Genomic DNA, 15,304 nt, shown 5'->3' with positions numbered 1-15,304 from the left:
ACAGCACCGTCACCGAAAGAAGGAACCCCATCATGACTGCCTACGCCCAGGTACAGACCCCTTTGCTGGATATCGCCTATCTGGAATGGAACCCTGCCGGATCCCGCACCGCCGTGCTGCTGCACGGCTGGCCCGACAGCCCCGAAAGCTGGAACACCGTCGCCGGACGCCTGGCGGCGGATGGCTACCGCGTGCTGTGCCCGGCCCTGCGCGGTTTCGGGCCGACCCGCTTTCGCGATGCCGCCACGCCGCGCAGCGGCGAACTGGCCGCTCTGGGGCGCGACCTGCTGGACTTCATCGATGCGCTGGGTATCGACCGCCCGCTGCTGGTGGGCCATGACTGGGGCGCGCGTGCCGCCGCCAACGCCTGCGGCCTTCGGCCGGGTGTCGCGCGGCAGCTGGTACTGCTGTCGGTGGGCTATGGCACCAACGACCCGAACCAGGTGTTGTCGCTGAGCCAGGCACGCAATTACTGGTACCACTGGTTCATGGCGACGCCGCGCGGTGCCGAGGCAGTGCGCGGCAACCGCCGTGAGTTCACCCGCACCATGTGGGACACGTGGTCGCCCGGCGCCTGGTACACGCCCGAGGATTTCGACGAGGCCGCGCGCGTCTTCGACAATCCCGACTGGGCCGACGTGGTGCTGCATTCCTACCGCCACCGCTGGGGCTATGCCGAAGGCGACGCCGCCTACCGGGCCGACACGGCGTTGCTGACGCCTGCCCCCGTGCTGACCGTACCCACGCTGGTGCTGCATGGCGGCGCCGACGCCTGCAACCAGCCGGCCACGTCGGAAGGCAAGGAGGCGTTCTTTCAGGGCGGCTATGCACGTCGCGTCCTGGACGGCGTGGGGCATTTTCCCCAGCGCGAAGCCCCGCAAGCCGTCGCCGATGCCATCCTGGCGTTCTGCGCCAAAACCGGCGCCTGAAGCCCGCCCGCACGCCTGGCGCGGCGCCCCATTCCGCCCCGCGCGGGCCGCCGGCTGGGCAGCCTGCCCCGGAATGGCGGATAATCCGTCTGTTTCCCGCCGCCGCGCGCGGCGGATTTTCGTGGGCGCCCGGCGCCCGACAGCATTCGGAGTCAGCTATGTATCGCGGCATTCAGGCGATTGAACAATTCATGGAATCCATCGGCCTGACCTGGCGCCCCGGCTCGACGGAAAGCGCCGAACTGCGCGTCAGCTACCGCATCGGCAACACCCGCCCCCTGGGCATCGACCGCACGCTGGTGGAATTCCACTGCGACGCGCGGCGCGCCAAAGTCTGGGTGCCCGAGTTTTCCCGCACCAGCTTCCACCAATGGTTCGAAGTGCCGCTGCAGGACTTCGAATTCACCCCCGGCGGCTCGATGCTGAAGATCAAGGCCGCCGCACGCGGCAATGCGCCCCCTTACAGCGTGGGCATCAAGCCGCTGGCTTGAATGGGCGCTGACTGAATAAGAAAGCCACCCTCGCGGGTGGCTTTTTTGTTGCCCCTTAGGGGGCTGCTTTTGTGGCCGGATGGGTGGCCTATTCCGTTGTCCGTCGGCCTTATCTACACCCGTTTGTACATGATCGTCGTCGCGTCCAGCTTGCCCGCATCATGCGGGTCGCGGCTGAAATGCGGGATCTGCCCCACCGTCACATAGCCCAGCGACGCATACAGGGGCTCGGCGCTGTCGCCGGTGCGTGTATCCAGCGTGATCAAGCTGCGGCCGATGCGCACCGCATGGGCTTCGGCCTCGCGCATCAAGTGGCGGGCGATGCCCTGCCGGCGGAAATCGGGGTGCACCAGAAGCTTGCGCACCTCGGCGCGGTGGGGCTGGTTGGGCGGCGTATCGCTATCCAATTGCACCGAGCCGGCGATGCGGCCGTCCTGACGCGCCACCCACAGCGCCAGCTTGCCGCCGGCCAGCGCCGGCAGGATCTTGTTGCGCCAGAACGCTTGCGCGTCTTCCGGGGAATACGGCAGGACGAAACTGACGCTGGCGCCGCCTTGCACGCAGGCGTGCAGCAGTTCGCCCAGCGCGGGCAGATTGGCAGCGGCGTCATCCGCCGTCAGCAGGGTCAATTCAAGGGTGGCGGGGTCGTGGGACATGGCGGTTCAGACGATGAAGAGCAGGTAGCGGGCGCCGCTATGCGGCGGTGTGATGAACTGGCTGGCGCCGAACAGTTGATAGCGCAGGCAGTCGCCCGGCGCCAGGATGTGGGTCTGGCCGTCGACGGTGATATGCAGTTCGCCTTCCAGCATCAGCAGGTGGTGCTCCAGCCCCGGCCGCGGCGATTGCTCGTAGCCGATGCGGGCGCCTGCCGCCAGCTCGCAGGCCAGCACTTCGCCCGCCAACTGCTGCGCCGGGGGAGACACGGAACGCCGCGTGAAGCCCGCACTGTCGTCGGCCCACACGGCCTGCGCGTGCTCGGGCACCAAGGGCGCGAAATCGTCTTCCACCATCACCATCAGCCGCGACATGGTCAAGCCGTGGGCCGCGCACAGCTTGCCCAGCACGCTGGCCGTGGGGCTGACCTCGGCGTTTTCCAGCCGCGAGAGCGTGGCGCGGCTGACGCCAGCCATCCCCGCCAATTCGTCCAACGACCACCCGCGCGCCAAGCGCAAGGCTTTCAGGCGCTGGGCGATGCGGCGGTCCAGATCGGCATCAATCGTTGTGTTTTCCATATTAGGGAATTTATTCCAAATATGGAAAATCATCAAGACCCGGTGCCTGCCACTTTTTTCGGCACAATACGGGCATGCTTTTGGCCAAACCCCTACTTATGACCGCCCTCTGCCTTTCGTTTCTAAGCGGATGCAGCCTGCCCCCGCTCGACAAGCGCAGCGAGTCCCAGGCGCTGACGCCCGAACAATCCGCCGCCACGCCCTTGGGCCGCGGCATCGCGCCGCTGGCGGCAGCGCATCCCGGCAAGTCGGGCATCCACCCGCTGTCCAACGCCTATGACGCTTTCGCCGCCCGCATGATGCTGGCGCGGGCGGCCGAGCGCAGCCTGGATGTGCAGTACTACATCTGGCACGACGACATGACGGGCACGATGCTGCTGGAAGCGCTGCACGCCGCTGCCGACCGGGGCGTGCGCGTGCGGCTGCTGCTGGACGACAACGGCACGTCGGGCCTGGACACGGTGCTGGCCGCGATGGACGAACACCCCAATATCGAAGTCCGCTTGTACAACCCCTTTGTGCTGCGCTGGCCCAAGCCCTTGGGCTACGTCACGGACTTCAGCCGCCTGAACCGGCGCATGCACAACAAGTCGTTCACCGCGGACAACCAGGCCACCATCATCGGCGGGCGCAACGTTGGCGACGAATACTTCGGCGCCGCCAACGGCGTGCTGTTCACCGACCTGGACGTGCTGGCGATCGGCGCGGCGGTCAATGACGTGTCGATGGATTTCGACCGGTACTGGGCCAGCGAATCCGCCTACCCCGTGGACCGGCTGCTGAAGAAGGCCGAGCCGGGCGCGCTGCAAGCGCTGGAGGAACGGGCCAGCAAGGTGGAAGGGTCGCCCGAAGCCGCCGCCTATGCCGACGCCATGAAGCAGTTGCCCTTCATCCGGCAATTGCTGCAAGGCGAGCTGCGCCTGGAATGGGCGAACGCCCGCATGGTCAGCGACGATCCGCGCAAGACGCTGGGCACCGCGCCGCCCGAGGCGATGCTGCCGCACCAGTTGCATGAAATCATCGGCGCGCCCGCGACCGATCTGGAATTGGTGTCGCCCTATTTCGTGCCCACGGCCGCGGGCACGGAAGCCTTCGCGAAGATGGCGAAAAGTGGGGTCAAGGTGCAGGTGCTGACCAATGCGCTGGAAGCGACCGACGTCGCAGTCGTGCATTCGGGCTACGCCAAGCGCCGCAAGGACCTGCTGGCAGCCGGCGTGGAATTGTTCGAGATGAAGCGCATGGCGGGCGAGGTCGAGCGCAACAAGAGCATGGGGCCCTTCGGCAGCTCGGGTTCCAGCCTGCACGCCAAGACCTTCGCGGTGGACGGGCAGCGCATCTTCGTCGGGTCGTTCAACTTCGACCCGCGTTCGGCCACCCTGAATACGGAACTGGGCTTTGTGATCGACAGCCCGACGCTGGCGGGCCGCATTGCCGATGCCTTCAAGAACGAGTTGCCCAAGGTGGCCTACCGCGTTTGCCTGGACGATAAAGGCGACTTGTATTGGCTGGAGCAGCGCAACGGGGAAACGATCCGCCATGACACCGAGCCGGGCACGACGGTGTGGAAGCGGTTTTCCGTCTGGTTCGTGTCGCTGCTGCCGCTGGAGCCGCTGCTGTGACCCCGGCGCAACAAGCGGAGTTCGCCTAGCGGCGGGCAGGCGTAGACTGGTTTTTTCTGCTTCGCCTTGCCTGCCCTCGCCCCATGGATATGCCGCCTGCCGCTCCCCTGCCCGACCTCGATTGGGCCCGGATCACCGAGTCGCTGGATGCGCATGGCAATGCCATCGCGCCCGGCCTGCTGACGCCCGCCCAATGCGCGGCGCTGGCGGCCGGCTACGCCGCGCCGGACGGCTACCGCAGCCGTATCGTGATGGCGCGGCATGGCTTCGGTCGCGGTGAATACAAGTACTTTTCCTATCCGCTGCCGCCGTTGCTGCAGCAGCTGCGCACCGCCTTGTATCCGCAACTGGCGCCGATCGCGAACCGCTGGAACCGGCAGTTGGGCATCAATGTGCAGTATCCCGCCGACCACGCCGCCTTTCTGCAGCGCTGCCATGACGCCGGCCAACGCCGTCCCACGCCCCTGATCCTGGAGTACGGCCCCGGCGACTACAACTGCCTGCACCAGGACCTGTACGGCGAACACGTGTTCCCGCTGCAGGTGGCGGTGCTGCTGTCGCGCCCAGGTCAGGATTTCACGGGCGGCGAATTCGTGATGACGGAAACCAGCAGCCGCGAACAGTGCGCCGAGGTGCTGCCGCTGCAGCAGGGCGACGCGCTGATCTTCACCGTGAACCAGCGGCCCGTGCCCGGCGCGCGCGGTTGGCGCAAGACCGCCATGAGGCACGGCGTCAGCGCGCTGCGCAGCGGCCGGCGCCACACGCTAGGGCTGATCTTCCACGACGCGCAATGACCATGACGACATCGCTGGACCTGTTTGGCGACGACGACACCGCGCAAAGCGGGCGCGAGGCAATCGGGCCGCAATCCTTCGTGTTGCGCGGGTTTGCCTTGCCCTTTGCCGAAGCGCTGCTGCAAGGCGTGGACACCGTCGCCGCGCAGTCGCCCTTCCGGCGCATGCAGACGCCGGGGGGCTACACCATGTCGGTCGCGCTGACCAATTGCGGGCAATGGGGCTGGACGACGGATGCGCACGGCTACCGCTATACGCGCATCGACCCGCTGTCCGGCCTGCCCTGGCCCGACCTGCCTTCGGCCTTCCTGGAACTGGCGCAGGCTGCGGCGGCCGAGGCCGGCTTTCCCGGTTTTGCGCCCGACGCCTGCCTGGTCAACCAGTACGAGCCGGGGTCGCGGCTGTCGCTGCATCAGGACAAGAACGAACGCGACTACGGCTCCCCCATCGTTTCCGTCTCGCTGGGCATGCCCGCCCTCTTCCTGTTCGGCGGCCACGAACGCTCGGACAAGACCGTGCGCGTGCCCCTGCTGCATGGCGACGTGGTCGTGTGGGGCGGCGTGGACCGGCTGCGCTATCACGGCGTGATGCCCATGAAAGACCTGCCGCATCCCAGACTCGGCAGCCGACGGATCAACTTCACCTTGCGCAAGGCAGGCTGAAGCGCAAGGCCCGTATGAGGGTTCCCCGCGTCTGGCTGTCTGGACGCAGCCGCCCTACTATGTCGCACCCTTGGCCCTGCGCCCCGCGCCCGCGACCCTCCATGCGTATCTGTCCCTGCCTGTTGCTTGCCAGTTTCCTGCTGTCGTCCCCGCTGCGCGCGGCCCCGTCCAGCGAGCCGCCTGCGTTGATCGAGAATTCACTGGGCATGGTGTTCGTCGCCATCCCCGCCGGCACGTTCCAGATGGGCAGCGACGAAACGCCCGAGGCGCTGGCGCGCGACTACCCGCAATATCCCAAGGACCGTTTCGCGCAGCTGTTCGACGAAGCGCCCGTGCATACCGTGCGCATCACCCGGCCGTTCTACCTGGAACGCACCGAGGTCACGGTCGGACAGTTCCGGCGCTTTATCGAAGCCTCCGGGTATGTGCCCGAGTCCGAGGCCGACGGCACGGGCGGCTATGGCTACAACGCCGCCTACGATCCCGACAAGTCCGAACGCGGCGACGCCTTCGAAGGCCGCGACCGCCGCTATTCCTGGCGTAACCCGGGCTTCGCCCAGACCGACGATCACCCCGTCGTGAACATCAGCTGGAACGACGCCCAGGCGTTGGCCCGCTGGCTGACCCAGAAGGAAGGCCGCGTCTACCGGCTGCCCACCGAAGCCGAATGGGAATACGCCTGCCGCGCCGGCACGCGCACGCGCTACCAGAACGGCGACGACCCGGCTGGCATGCCCGATGCCGGCAACGGCTTTGACGCCGACGCCCAACCGCTGTGGCCGAAATGGCAGGCGTTCGCCTCGGCCCGCCACGACGGTTACACGTTCACCGCGCCGGTGGCCACCTACGCGCCCAACGCCTTCGGCCTGTACGACATGCACGGCAACGCCTGGGAATGGGTGGCGGACTGGTACGGCGAGGACTACTACGCGCACTCGCCCACGGATGATCCGCAAGGCCCCGACAGCGGCAATGTGCGCGTGCGCCGGGGCGGCTCGTGGCACACCTGGGCGCTCTATACCCGGTCGTCCTACCGCAACTGGAACACTCAGGAAACGCGCTACCCGCTGGTGGGCCTGCGGCTGTTGCGCGAGGCCGACAGCCGGTAAAGGGCCGCGACGGGTTAGCATAGCCGCACGCTTAACCTCAAAGAGAGTCCTGACATGCATTCGCTGGGCCGTCTCGTCCTTCTCGTGAACGACTACGACACCGCCATTTCTTTTTACCAAGACAAGCTCGGCATGGAGGTGTTCGTCGATATGCCCGTGGGCCAGCAACGGTATGTGCACCTGCGCCTGCCGGAACAACCCGCGGTCGGCGTCTGGCTGCTGCAAGCCCTGACCCAGGCGCAACGCGACCGCGTGGGCGACCAGACCGGCGGCCAGCCGGTGGGCGTGTTCTACACCGACGACGTCGTGCGCGACCACAGCAAGTTCGCCGCGCGGGGCGTGCGCTTCACCAAAGAGCCCGTCCATGACGACACCACCGTCTACGCCCACTTCATCGACCTGTACGGCAACGAGTTCGTACTGGTGCAGGTGAAGAAGTAGACCCTGCCGCACGTCTGCCATGACGTTGGCCCAACCGAAGCAGGACTGGATACTGCGCGCCGCGCCCTCGGGCCATGTGGAGCGCATCGAAGCCTACTTCGGCGGTCATGGCTACGACATGCACCGCCACGACACGTACGCCATCGGGCGCACGCTGTCGGGCGTGCAAAGCTTCCACTACCGGCGCTCATGCCGGCACAGCCTGCCAGGCGGCACCATCGTGCTGCACCCTGACGAACCGCACGACGGGCAGGCAGGCACCGAAGCCGGTTTCCACTACCGCATGATCTACGTCGAACCCGCGCTGATCCAGCAAATCCTGGGCGGCCGGCCGCTGCCGTTCATCGCGGGCGGCCTCTCTGCCGACCCGCGGCTGCACGCCGCCAGCGAAGCGCTGCTGCAAAGCACCCGGGCGGCAATCGACCCCTTGCAGGAAGACGACGCGCTCTACGACCTGGCCCACGCGCTGTGCGCCGCCGCCGGCCGCCCTCAGGGACGCCGAACGGCCGACTACCCCGCCGCAGAGCGCGCCCGGCAGTTCATCCATGCCTCGCTCGGCCAGCCGATCACGCTGGACCAGCTGGCGCAGGCCGCGGGCAACGACCGCTGGCGCCTGTCGCGCGATTTCCGCGCGCTGTTCGGCACCAGCCCCTATCGCTACGTGATGCTGCGCCGCCTGGATCTCGCCCGCCGGCTGATCGCCGCCGGCCAGCCGCTGGCGGACGCCGCGGCCTGCGCCGGCTTCACCGACCAGAGCCACCTGACGCATCGCCATGTGCAGACCTACGGCATGACGCCAGACCGCTGGCGGCGGATGCTGCACGGCTAGCCCCGCCGTGCCGGGCCCGGCACGGAAAACCTGCAAGAACGTACAAGACGGCGCGCGCCCTGCCGCCCTATGCTGCAGGCGTCTTCCCCTTGTTCAGGCTCCGCCATGTCCCCCATATCCTCCATCAATATCGCCGGCAAGCTCGCGCTGTTCTCAGAGCACTGGCAGCCCAAGGTCATCGCCCAGATGAACGACTACCAGTTCAAGGTGGTCAAGGTGCAGGGCGATTTCGTCTGGCACAGCCATGCGGACACCGACGAGACGTTCATCGTCGTCAGCGGCCGGTTGCGGATCGAACTGCGCGACGGCCACATCGACCTGGGCCCGGGCGACATGACGGTCATCCCCAAGGGCGTGGAGCACAAGCCCTGCGCGCAGGAAGAGACTCACCTGATGCTGGTGGAACCCTGTGGGGTCGTGAACACCGGCGACCAGGGCGGCGCGCGCAGCGCCCCGAACGACGTGTGGATCTGAGCCTGCGTTCTGCTAACGTGGCAGTCATGCAGGAGAAAACCATGTCCAAAGTCATGCTCGTTACCGGCGGCAGCCGGGGCATCGGCGCCGCCGTCGCCAAACTGGCCGCCCGCCGCGGCTATGCGGTTGGCGTCAACTACCGCACCCATGCGGACGCCGCCGACGCCGTCGTGGCCGAAATCCGGCGCGAAGGCGGCCAGGCGCTGGCCATCCAGGCCGACGTCTCGCAGGAAGACCAGGTGCTGCGCATGTTCCACACGCTGGACGAGCGGCTGGGCCGGCTGGATGCGCTGGTCAACAACGCCGGCATCCTGGAAAAGCAGATGCGCGTGGACGACATGGATGCCGACCGCCTGCTGCGCGTGCTGTCCACCAACGTCATCGGCGCCTTCCTGTGCGCCCGCGAGGCCGTGCGGCGGATGTCGACGCGCCACGGCGGCCAGGGCGGCGCCATCGTCAACGTGTCGTCGGCCGCCGCCCGCCTGGGTTCACCCAACGAATATGTGGACTACGCCGCATCCAAGGGCGCGCTGGATACGCTGACGATCGGCCTGTCCAAGGAAGTGGCGCCCGAGGGCATCCGCGTGAACGGCGTACGGCCCGGCACCATCTACACCGAGATGCACGCCAGCGGCGGCGAGCCCGGCCGCGTGGACCGGTTGAAAAGCGTGATCCCGTTGCGCCGCGGCGGCTCGGTGGAAGAGGTGGCGGGCGCGGTGATGTGGCTGTTCTCGGACGAAGCCGGCTACACCAGCGGCTCCTTCATCGACGTCTCCGGCGGCAGCTGAACGCCGCCGTCAGACATTCCCCCCGGACTTCGTGCCGGGGGTGATCAGGTTCTTTTCCTGCCGCGAGGAAATGCGCGCCTCGACGCGCCGCAACACCGCCAGCACGAACAGCGCCATCAAGGTGCTGACCAGGGCCGTGGCCTCGCGGCCCATGCCGGCTGCCACGCCGATGGCGGCCGTCATCCAGATGCTGGCCGATGTGGTCAGCCCGCGGATCTCGCGTTCATCGCTCAGTTTGATGATCGCGCCCGCGCCCAGGAAGCCGATGCCTGCGATCACGCCTTGCAGCACGCGGCTGATGTCGCCGACCTGCATGCCGCCCTGCAACGGCACCAGCACGAAAATCGCCGCGCCCAGCGCCACCAGCATGTGCGTGCGCAGGCCCGCGGCCTTGCCGCTGCGTTCGCGTTCGTAGCCCAGCAGGCCGCCCAATATCACGGCCATGCCCAACCGCAGCACGATGCGCGTGGCTTCGCCCACATCGGGAATATCCGCGAATTCACTCCGCACGGTGGTCCAGATTTCCAGCCAGATTTCCGACATCGCCGCATCCTTGTGGCACAGGTGGTTTTCAGCATAGCAGGCGCGCGCCCGGATGCGCCATGCCGCGTTCAGGCTGGCATGCGGCCGGCAAGTGGTTTACAACCTAAGCGTGCGCCGCACAGGCAGGCGCGAATCGACAGGAGCGCTTCATGGATTTGCAGCTGGCAGGAAAACGCGTGCTCATCACGGGTGCGTCCAAGGGCATCGGCCTGGCATGCGCCGTGGCCTTCGCACGCGAAGGCGCGGACCCGATCCTGGTGGCGCGCGACGACGCCGCGCTGCATCAGGCCACCGCCGCCATCCGCGAGCAGACCGGCCGCGCCGCGCAAGCCGTGGCCCTGGACCTGGCCTTGCCCGGCGCTGCGGAAAAGCTGGCCAAGGACACCGGTCCCATCGACGTGTTGGTGAACAATGCGGGCGCGGTGCCCGGTGGCGCGCTGGACCAGGTGCAGGACGAACGCTGGCGCGCCGGCTGGGATCTGAAGGTGCACGGCTATATCAATCTGGCCCGTCACTACTACCCCGCGATGCGCGAAGCGGGCGCCGGCGTCATCGCCAACATCATCGGCATGGCCGGGGCCGCGCCGCGTGCGGACTACATCTGCGGCGCCTCGGCCAATGCCTCGCTGATCGCGTTTACGCGCGCCCTGGGCGGTGAAGCCCCGCGCCATGGCGTGCGCGTGTTTGGCGTGAATCCGTCGCGCACGCGCACGGACCGCGTGCTGACGCTGGCGCGCCAACGCGCGCAGGCCCGCTGGGGCGATGACAGCCGGTGGCAGGAAACGCTGTCGGACCTGCCGTTCGGCCGCCTGATGGAACCCGAGGAAGTGGCCGACATGATCGTGTTCGGCGCGTCGCCGCGCGCCGGCTACCTGAGCGGCACCGTGATCGACCTGGACGGCGGCGAGCAATACGCCAACCACGCGCGCTGAGCGCGCGTGGGCGACCGGCTGCGTTTAACGCGCGCCGGCCTGCCAGCCCGCCAGCAGCGCGGGCAGTTGCTTCATGTCGGTGAATACGTGGGCCACGCCCACGCCGCGCAGAGCCTCGGCCCCGCTGTGGCCGTTGGCGTCCGGGCTGTACCCGAACACCGTGGCACCTGCCGCCACGCCGGCGGTCGCGCCCGTGACCGTGTCTTCCACGACCGCGCAACGCTTGGGGTCTACGCCCAGCGCCTGAGCGGCGGCCAGGTAGACATCGGGAAACGGTTTGCTGCGCGGCATTTCATGGCCGCTGAAAACGCGCCCGTCAAAGCACTCGGCAATGCCCACCTTGGCCAGTTGCAGCTCCACCTTGCGGCGGTCGGCGCCCGAGGCCACGGCGATGCGGCCGTCCAGGGTCTGGTGCAGCGCGCGCACGGCGTCCGGCGCGCCGGGGATCTCCAGCAGGTCGCGGTCCAACGCGGCATTGCGGCGCTGGCGGAACACGTCGAACCATTCCGGGCCCAGCTTGACGCCGGTACGCGCCTCGATCAGCGGCAGTTCGTCCCTGACGGCTTTCCCGGTAAAGATGCGCATCGTCTCGTCATGCGTGATGTCCCAGCCCAGTTCGTTCAGCATCTGGGTCAGCACATGGCTGGTGATGGGTTCGGAATCAACCAACACGCCGTCGCAATCGAACAGGACGGCGTCAAACGGGAAATCAGTCATTACAGGCGGCATAGAATGGGTTCGTGAAGCCCACAAGCATACTTCAAGGCCCCTGAACGCTGCCCCACACGCCCCGGGTACGCAAGCAAGCACCGGAGTGACGAACGCCCCGCCCGCCCCTATCCTGTGGTGCTCCGAACGCCTTTTGCCGCCATGACGCCTGACCACACCCCGCTTGCCCACTACGATTGGGACCCTATTGCCCGCCAACTGGACGCCGAAGGCTGGGCGCTGCTGCCCGGTTTGTTCCAGGAGGATGCGGCGCGGCGGCTGGCGCGGACCGGTGCAGAAGCCGCGGCGTTCGATTCACTACGCGCCCACCTGTACCGGCAGTTGCTTCCTGTCGCGCGATCCTGGGCTGCCGCCTTGCAGCAGGACGCGGCATACCCTGACGATTTCTCCGCCTGGATGCAACGCAACCGCGATGCGGGACAGACCCGGCCGCTGACGGCGCTGCACTGCCTGCGCGCGGACGCGTATCAGCCGCTGATTCAGCATGCAGACGGCGCGCATGTCTTTCCCCTGCAACTCGTCGCCCTGCTGTCCCAACCCGGCACCGACTTTACCGGCGGCGAATTCGTCATGACCGAACAACGCCCGCGCATGCAGTCGCGTCCGATGGTGCTGCCCCTGGATCTGGGCGACGCGGCCGTGATCGCGGTATCGCATCGCCCCGTCCAGGGTGCGCGCGACATTTACCGCGTCACGGCCCGGCAAGCGGTCAGCCGGGTGCGCTCAGGGGAACGCACCGGGCTGGAAGTGCTGCTGCACGACGGCCCGTAGCCACGGGCGTATCGCCTGCCCCCAGCGCGGCCTGCATCGCCTGCCCCGCCAGGTCGAACAAGCGCCTGGCCGCCGGCGTAAGGCCCAGCATGTGGATACATGCGTGCACCATGCCCGGCAGGCGATGGTCCTGCGCTGCGACGCCGCCGTCGCGCAGCCGCTGCGCATAGGCCTCGCCCTCATCCCGCAGGGGATCGTACTCGCTGACCAGCACGGTGGCGGGCGGCAGGCCCTTTACGGTTTGCACCCGCAGCGGCGACGCGTAGGGCGACGCCCCATCCGCCTCGTTGACCAGGTACGTGAACCAGCAGTAGCGCATGATCTCTTCGGTCAGGAAGAAGTTGCGCCCGTACGTCTGGTATGACTGCGTCGAAAAGGCATGATCCATCACGGGGTAGATCAGCAACTGATGCGCAATGGGCGGCCCGCCGCGGTCCCGCGCCATGATCGCGGCGGCCGCCGCCAGGTTGCCGCCTGCGCTATCGCCGCAGATGGCAAGGCGCGACGCGTCGATGCCCAGCCGCACGGCATTCGCGCTGACCCATTGCAGTCCGGCATAGACGTCCTCGGCCGGCACCGGAAACTTGTTCTCGGGTGCCAGCCGGTAGTCCACCGAAAACACCTTGCACTGCGTCGCGTTGGCTAACGCGCGGCAAGGGTTGTCGTACAGATCCAGCGAACACTGGAACCAGCCTCCGCCATGTGCGAACACGATCGCGGGCAGCGCATCGTGCTGCGCCAGCCCGGCCGGCGTATAGGCGCGAATCCGTAACGGATGCCCGTCCTGGCAGCGCGCCTCGTGGTCGGTCACGGCGTCCACGGTCTCCGTCCCGCCCTGCAGCGCCCGCAGCCCCGTTTCGGTCGCGGCGCGGATGTCTTCCAGCACCAGTGGTGCGGATGCGCTGGACAGGCGCGTCAGGAAGGCGTTGATACGAGGATCGAGGGACACGTTCAACCCTCTTTCGACAGGAAGGCAAGCAGGTGCCCAGAGAACGCCTCATGGCATTCTTCGGTCACGAAATGCCCGCAGTCGTCAATGATGACGCCGGTCAGGTCGGTAGCGTTGTCGCGCATCGTGATCAGCGGGGCGTCCCGGGTCGCGTGTTCCGTGCCGATGGCCAGCGTGGGCATGCGCAAGCGGGTCTTCGAGCGCTCCTGGTTCTGCCGGATGGTCTCGGGAATGGCCCGATAGTAGGCAAAGCCGCTGCGCAATGCGCCCGGCGCCGAATAGGCGTCGATGTAGACGTCCGCGGCGACGCGGTCCCGCCGATGCGACCACTTGTCGAAAATGAAGCTCAGGTAGGCGCGCTCGCGTCCGGTGATCAGCGCTTCCGGCAGGTCTTGCAGCTGATTGAACATGAAATGCCATAGGAAGATGTTCTCTGCCGGCGGCACGAATATCGGCGGCGCAGGCGCCAGGCCGGGGATGACGGCCTCGGTCAGCACCAGCCGGCGGACAGCCTCGGGATAGTCGCTGGCCAGCGCATACGCCACCCACATGCCGATGTCGTGGCCGACGACCTGATAAGCCGCGTGCCCCAATTGCCCCATCAAGCGATGCAGGACGCTGGCCACGGCGCCGGTGTCATAGCCTTGGGCCGGACGCCCGGAGTCGCCCGTGCCGGGAGGGTCCACGGCGATGGCGGTATAGCCCGCCTCTGCCAGCGATTTCATGATGTGGCGCCACGTGAACCACGTCTGTGGCCAACCGGGGATCAGCAAGACGGGCGGGCCGTCACCCGCGATGGCGCAATGGATGCGATGGCCGTCGATCAGCGGGTACTGATGCGTCACGCCGTCGGCGGCGGAGAAGAATGAATCGGTTTGATGCGTCATGATGGAAGACTCTCGCGTTCAGGCGATGCCCAGCAGGGCGTGGATCTGTTGCTTGTCGATGGCGGCGCCGGCGAAGTCGTCGAACACCTTGGACGTGACGGGGATGATGTGGCGATTGATGAATTCCACGCCTTCGCGTGCGCCCGTTTCCTGGTCTTTCAGGCAGCACTCCCATTCCAGCGTGGCCCAGCCCGCATAGTCGTATTGCGCCAGTTTCGAGAAGATCGACTTGAAGTCGACCTGCCCGTCGCCCAGCGAACGGAACCGCCCCGCCCGGTTGATCCACGACTGATAGCCGCCATAGATGCCTTGCCGGCCCGTGGGATTGAACTCGGCGTCCTTCACATGGAACATGCGGATGTGGTCCTTGTAGATGTCCAGGTATTCCAGGTAGTTCAGCTGCTGCAGGACGAAATGGCTGGGGTCGAACAGCATGGCGCAACGGGCGTGGGCGCCGACGCGTTCGTGGAACATCTCGAACGTGATGCCGTCATGCAGGTCTTCGCTGGGGTGAATCTCGAAGCACAGGTTCACGCCCTGCTCGTCGCAGGCGTCCAGCACCGGCAGCCAGCGGCGGGCCAGTTCATCGAATGCCGTCTCGATCAGGCCCTCAGGCCGTTGCGGGAACGGGAACAGGTACGGCCACGCCAGCGACCCCGAGAACGTGCCCATCTCGGTCAGGCCCAGCCGCTTCGAGGCGCGGGCCGAATTCAGCAGCCCCTGCTTCGCCCAGGCCGTCCTGGCCTGCGAATTGCCGCGCGCATGCTCAGGCGCGAAGTTGTCGACCATCGCGTCGTAAGCCGGATGCACGGCCAGCGACTGGCCGAAGATGTGCGTGGTGAGTTCGCTGACGACCAACCCGTGAGCCGCCAGCGTTCCGGTGATTTCGTCGCAATAGTCCTGGCTGGTTGCCGCCGTTTCCGCATCGAAGAAGCGCTTGTCCCAAGCCGGAATCTGCAAGGCCTTGAAACCTACACCCGCCGCCCATTGCGCGATGGCCGGCAAGCTGTTGAAGGGCGCCACGGCGTCGCTGAATTGCGCCAGGTGCAGGCTGGGGCCTTTGATCGTCTTCATATCGAATCCTTAATTGTTTGTCGATCGACAAAGAATAGGCGATAAATCGGC

The 15,304-nt window shown here is 67.0% G+C and carries 19 protein-coding genes; 12 read left to right on the top strand and 7 right to left on the bottom strand.

Translation table 11 applies throughout. From position 1 onward, the window contains the following. Window positions 1-32: 32 nt before the first annotated feature. Entirely contained in the window at window positions 33-929 is an 897-nt protein-coding gene (locus AC27VE_RS16725; protein ID WP_488704473.1) for an alpha/beta fold hydrolase, read from the top strand. Between the two features lie 158 nt (window positions 930-1,087). Beyond that, window positions 1,088-1,420: a hypothetical protein gene (locus tag AC27VE_RS16720; RefSeq protein WP_006222567.1), complete on the top strand. Its 333-nt coding sequence runs from the start codon at window positions 1,088-1,090 to the stop codon at window positions 1,418-1,420. Window positions 1,421-1,533: 113 nt separating this feature from the next. On the opposite strand, the gene AC27VE_RS16715 is transcribed toward AC27VE_RS16720, so the two are convergent. Next, a complete protein-coding gene (locus tag AC27VE_RS16715) occupies window positions 1,534-2,076 on the bottom strand; it encodes a GNAT family N-acetyltransferase (protein WP_280026531.1) in 543 nt (180 codons plus the stop codon). Between the two features lie 6 nt (window positions 2,077-2,082). Further along, a complete protein-coding gene (locus AC27VE_RS16710; RefSeq protein ID WP_488704472.1) occupies window positions 2,083-2,652 on the bottom strand; it encodes a helix-turn-helix domain-containing protein in 570 nt (189 codons plus the stop codon). A gap of 98 nt (window positions 2,653-2,750) precedes the next feature. Here AC27VE_RS16710 and AC27VE_RS16705 point away from each other — a divergent pair, with 98 nt between their 5' ends. The 8 genes from AC27VE_RS16705 to AC27VE_RS16670 all read left to right on the top strand — a co-directional run bounded on the left by AC27VE_RS16705 (window position 2,751) and on the right by AC27VE_RS16670 (window position 9,368). After that, complete coding sequence (locus AC27VE_RS16705; RefSeq protein ID WP_488704471.1) at window positions 2,751-4,271, top strand: phospholipase D family protein; 1,521 nt, start codon at window positions 2,751-2,753, stop codon at window positions 4,269-4,271. Window positions 4,272-4,354: 83 nt separating this feature from the next. Then, a complete protein-coding gene (locus tag AC27VE_RS16700) occupies window positions 4,355-5,065 on the top strand; it encodes a 2OG-Fe(II) oxygenase (protein ID WP_488704470.1) in 711 nt (236 codons plus the stop codon). 2 nt (window positions 5,066-5,067) lie between these two features. After that, complete coding sequence (alkB, locus tag AC27VE_RS16695) at window positions 5,068-5,727, top strand: DNA oxidative demethylase AlkB (RefSeq protein ID WP_488704469.1); 660 nt, start codon at window positions 5,068-5,070, stop codon at window positions 5,725-5,727. A gap of 101 nt (window positions 5,728-5,828) precedes the next feature. Beyond that, a complete protein-coding gene (locus AC27VE_RS16690; RefSeq protein ID WP_488704468.1) occupies window positions 5,829-6,836 on the top strand; it encodes a formylglycine-generating enzyme family protein in 1,008 nt (335 codons plus the stop codon). Between the two features lie 54 nt (window positions 6,837-6,890). Beyond that, window positions 6,891-7,277 carry a VOC family protein gene (locus AC27VE_RS16685; protein ID WP_006222559.1) on the top strand — a complete coding sequence of 129 codons (387 nt, stop codon included), beginning with the start codon at window positions 6,891-6,893 and terminating at the stop codon, window positions 7,275-7,277. Window positions 7,278-7,296: 19 nt separating this feature from the next. Beyond that, complete coding sequence (locus AC27VE_RS16680) at window positions 7,297-8,106, top strand: AraC family transcriptional regulator (RefSeq protein WP_488704467.1); 810 nt, start codon at window positions 7,297-7,299, stop codon at window positions 8,104-8,106. 105 nt (window positions 8,107-8,211) lie between these two features. After that, entirely contained in the window at window positions 8,212-8,580 is a 369-nt protein-coding gene (locus AC27VE_RS16675; RefSeq protein ID WP_488704466.1) for a cupin domain-containing protein, read from the top strand. Window positions 8,581-8,621: 41 nt separating this feature from the next. Then, window positions 8,622-9,368: an SDR family oxidoreductase gene (locus AC27VE_RS16670; RefSeq protein WP_167390091.1), complete on the top strand. Its 747-nt coding sequence runs from the start codon at window positions 8,622-8,624 to the stop codon at window positions 9,366-9,368. Window positions 9,369-9,377: 9 nt separating this feature from the next. On the opposite strand, the gene AC27VE_RS16665 is transcribed toward AC27VE_RS16670, so the two are convergent. Continuing rightward, a complete protein-coding gene (locus tag AC27VE_RS16665) occupies window positions 9,378-9,911 on the bottom strand; it encodes an MgtC/SapB family protein (RefSeq protein ID WP_488704465.1) in 534 nt (177 codons plus the stop codon). A gap of 149 nt (window positions 9,912-10,060) precedes the next feature. Here AC27VE_RS16665 and AC27VE_RS16660 point away from each other — a divergent pair, with 149 nt between their 5' ends. Continuing rightward, entirely contained in the window at window positions 10,061-10,843 is a 783-nt protein-coding gene (locus tag AC27VE_RS16660) for an SDR family oxidoreductase (RefSeq protein ID WP_088589497.1), read from the top strand. Window positions 10,844-10,867: 24 nt separating this feature from the next. Here AC27VE_RS16660 and AC27VE_RS16655 read toward each other — a convergent pair whose 3' ends face one another. Next, entirely contained in the window at window positions 10,868-11,560 is a 693-nt protein-coding gene (locus AC27VE_RS16655) for an HAD family hydrolase (RefSeq protein ID WP_006222553.1), read from the bottom strand. Between the two features lie 153 nt (window positions 11,561-11,713). On the opposite strand from AC27VE_RS16655, the gene AC27VE_RS16650 reads away from it, so the two are divergent. Beyond that, window positions 11,714-12,343: a 2OG-Fe(II) oxygenase gene (locus AC27VE_RS16650; RefSeq protein WP_488704464.1), complete on the top strand. Its 630-nt coding sequence runs from the start codon at window positions 11,714-11,716 to the stop codon at window positions 12,341-12,343. On the opposite strand, the gene AC27VE_RS16645 is transcribed toward AC27VE_RS16650, so the two are convergent. The 3 genes from AC27VE_RS16645 to AC27VE_RS16635 are packed head-to-tail and all read right to left on the bottom strand — an operon-like array spanning window position 12,282 to window position 15,253. Continuing rightward, a complete protein-coding gene (locus AC27VE_RS16645; RefSeq protein WP_488704463.1) occupies window positions 12,282-13,292 on the bottom strand; it encodes an alpha/beta hydrolase in 1,011 nt (336 codons plus the stop codon). The genes AC27VE_RS16650 and AC27VE_RS16645 overlap by 62 nt on opposite strands. A 2-nt stretch (window positions 13,293-13,294) precedes the next feature. Beyond that, window positions 13,295-14,179 carry an alpha/beta fold hydrolase gene (locus AC27VE_RS16640; RefSeq protein ID WP_488704462.1) on the bottom strand — a complete coding sequence of 295 codons (885 nt, stop codon included), beginning with the start codon at window positions 14,177-14,179 and terminating at the stop codon, window positions 13,295-13,297. A gap of 18 nt (window positions 14,180-14,197) precedes the next feature. Continuing rightward, complete coding sequence (locus tag AC27VE_RS16635) at window positions 14,198-15,253, bottom strand: sugar phosphate isomerase/epimerase family protein (RefSeq protein WP_488704461.1); 1,056 nt, start codon at window positions 15,251-15,253, stop codon at window positions 14,198-14,200. Window positions 15,254-15,304: the final 51 nt, after the last annotated feature.

The sequence above is a fragment of the Achromobacter sp. 18P8.1.1 genome (assembly GCF_057799415.1).
This window is presented reverse-complemented; position numbering and strand designations above follow the sequence as displayed.

Excerpts from the sequence above, each read along its gene's own strand:
- AC27VE_RS16725 (WP_488704473.1), top strand. The coding sequence starts at position 33 with ATGACTGCCTACGCCCAGGTACAGACCCCTTTGCTGGATATCGCCTAT.
- AC27VE_RS16720 (WP_006222567.1), top strand. The coding sequence starts at position 1,088 with ATGTATCGCGGCATTCAGGCGATTGAACAATTCATGGAATCCATCGGC.
- AC27VE_RS16715 (WP_280026531.1), bottom strand. The coding sequence starts at position 2,076 with ATGTCCCACGACCCCGCCACCCTTGAATTGACCCTGCTGACGGCGGAT.
- AC27VE_RS16710 (WP_488704472.1), bottom strand. The coding sequence starts at position 2,652 with ATGGAAAACACAACGATTGATGCCGATCTGGACCGCCGCATCGCCCAG.
- AC27VE_RS16705 (WP_488704471.1), top strand. The coding sequence starts at position 2,751 with ATGACCGCCCTCTGCCTTTCGTTTCTAAGCGGATGCAGCCTGCCCCCG.
- AC27VE_RS16700 (WP_488704470.1), top strand. The coding sequence starts at position 4,355 with ATGGATATGCCGCCTGCCGCTCCCCTGCCCGACCTCGATTGGGCCCGG.
- alkB (WP_488704469.1), top strand. The coding sequence starts at position 5,068 with ATGACGACATCGCTGGACCTGTTTGGCGACGACGACACCGCGCAAAGC.
- AC27VE_RS16690 (WP_488704468.1), top strand. The coding sequence starts at position 5,829 with ATGCGTATCTGTCCCTGCCTGTTGCTTGCCAGTTTCCTGCTGTCGTCC.
- AC27VE_RS16685 (WP_006222559.1), top strand. The coding sequence starts at position 6,891 with ATGCATTCGCTGGGCCGTCTCGTCCTTCTCGTGAACGACTACGACACC.
- AC27VE_RS16680 (WP_488704467.1), top strand. The coding sequence starts at position 7,297 with ATGACGTTGGCCCAACCGAAGCAGGACTGGATACTGCGCGCCGCGCCC.
- AC27VE_RS16675 (WP_488704466.1), top strand. The coding sequence starts at position 8,212 with ATGTCCCCCATATCCTCCATCAATATCGCCGGCAAGCTCGCGCTGTTC.
- AC27VE_RS16670 (WP_167390091.1), top strand. The coding sequence starts at position 8,622 with ATGTCCAAAGTCATGCTCGTTACCGGCGGCAGCCGGGGCATCGGCGCC.
- AC27VE_RS16665 (WP_488704465.1), bottom strand. The coding sequence starts at position 9,911 with ATGTCGGAAATCTGGCTGGAAATCTGGACCACCGTGCGGAGTGAATTC.
- AC27VE_RS16660 (WP_088589497.1), top strand. The coding sequence starts at position 10,061 with ATGGATTTGCAGCTGGCAGGAAAACGCGTGCTCATCACGGGTGCGTCC.
- AC27VE_RS16655 (WP_006222553.1), bottom strand. The coding sequence starts at position 11,560 with ATGACTGATTTCCCGTTTGACGCCGTCCTGTTCGATTGCGACGGCGTG.
- AC27VE_RS16650 (WP_488704464.1), top strand. The coding sequence starts at position 11,714 with ATGACGCCTGACCACACCCCGCTTGCCCACTACGATTGGGACCCTATT.
- AC27VE_RS16640 (WP_488704462.1), bottom strand. The coding sequence starts at position 14,179 with ATGACGCATCAAACCGATTCATTCTTCTCCGCCGCCGACGGCGTGACG.
- AC27VE_RS16635 (WP_488704461.1), bottom strand. The coding sequence starts at position 15,253 with ATGAAGACGATCAAAGGCCCCAGCCTGCACCTGGCGCAATTCAGCGAC.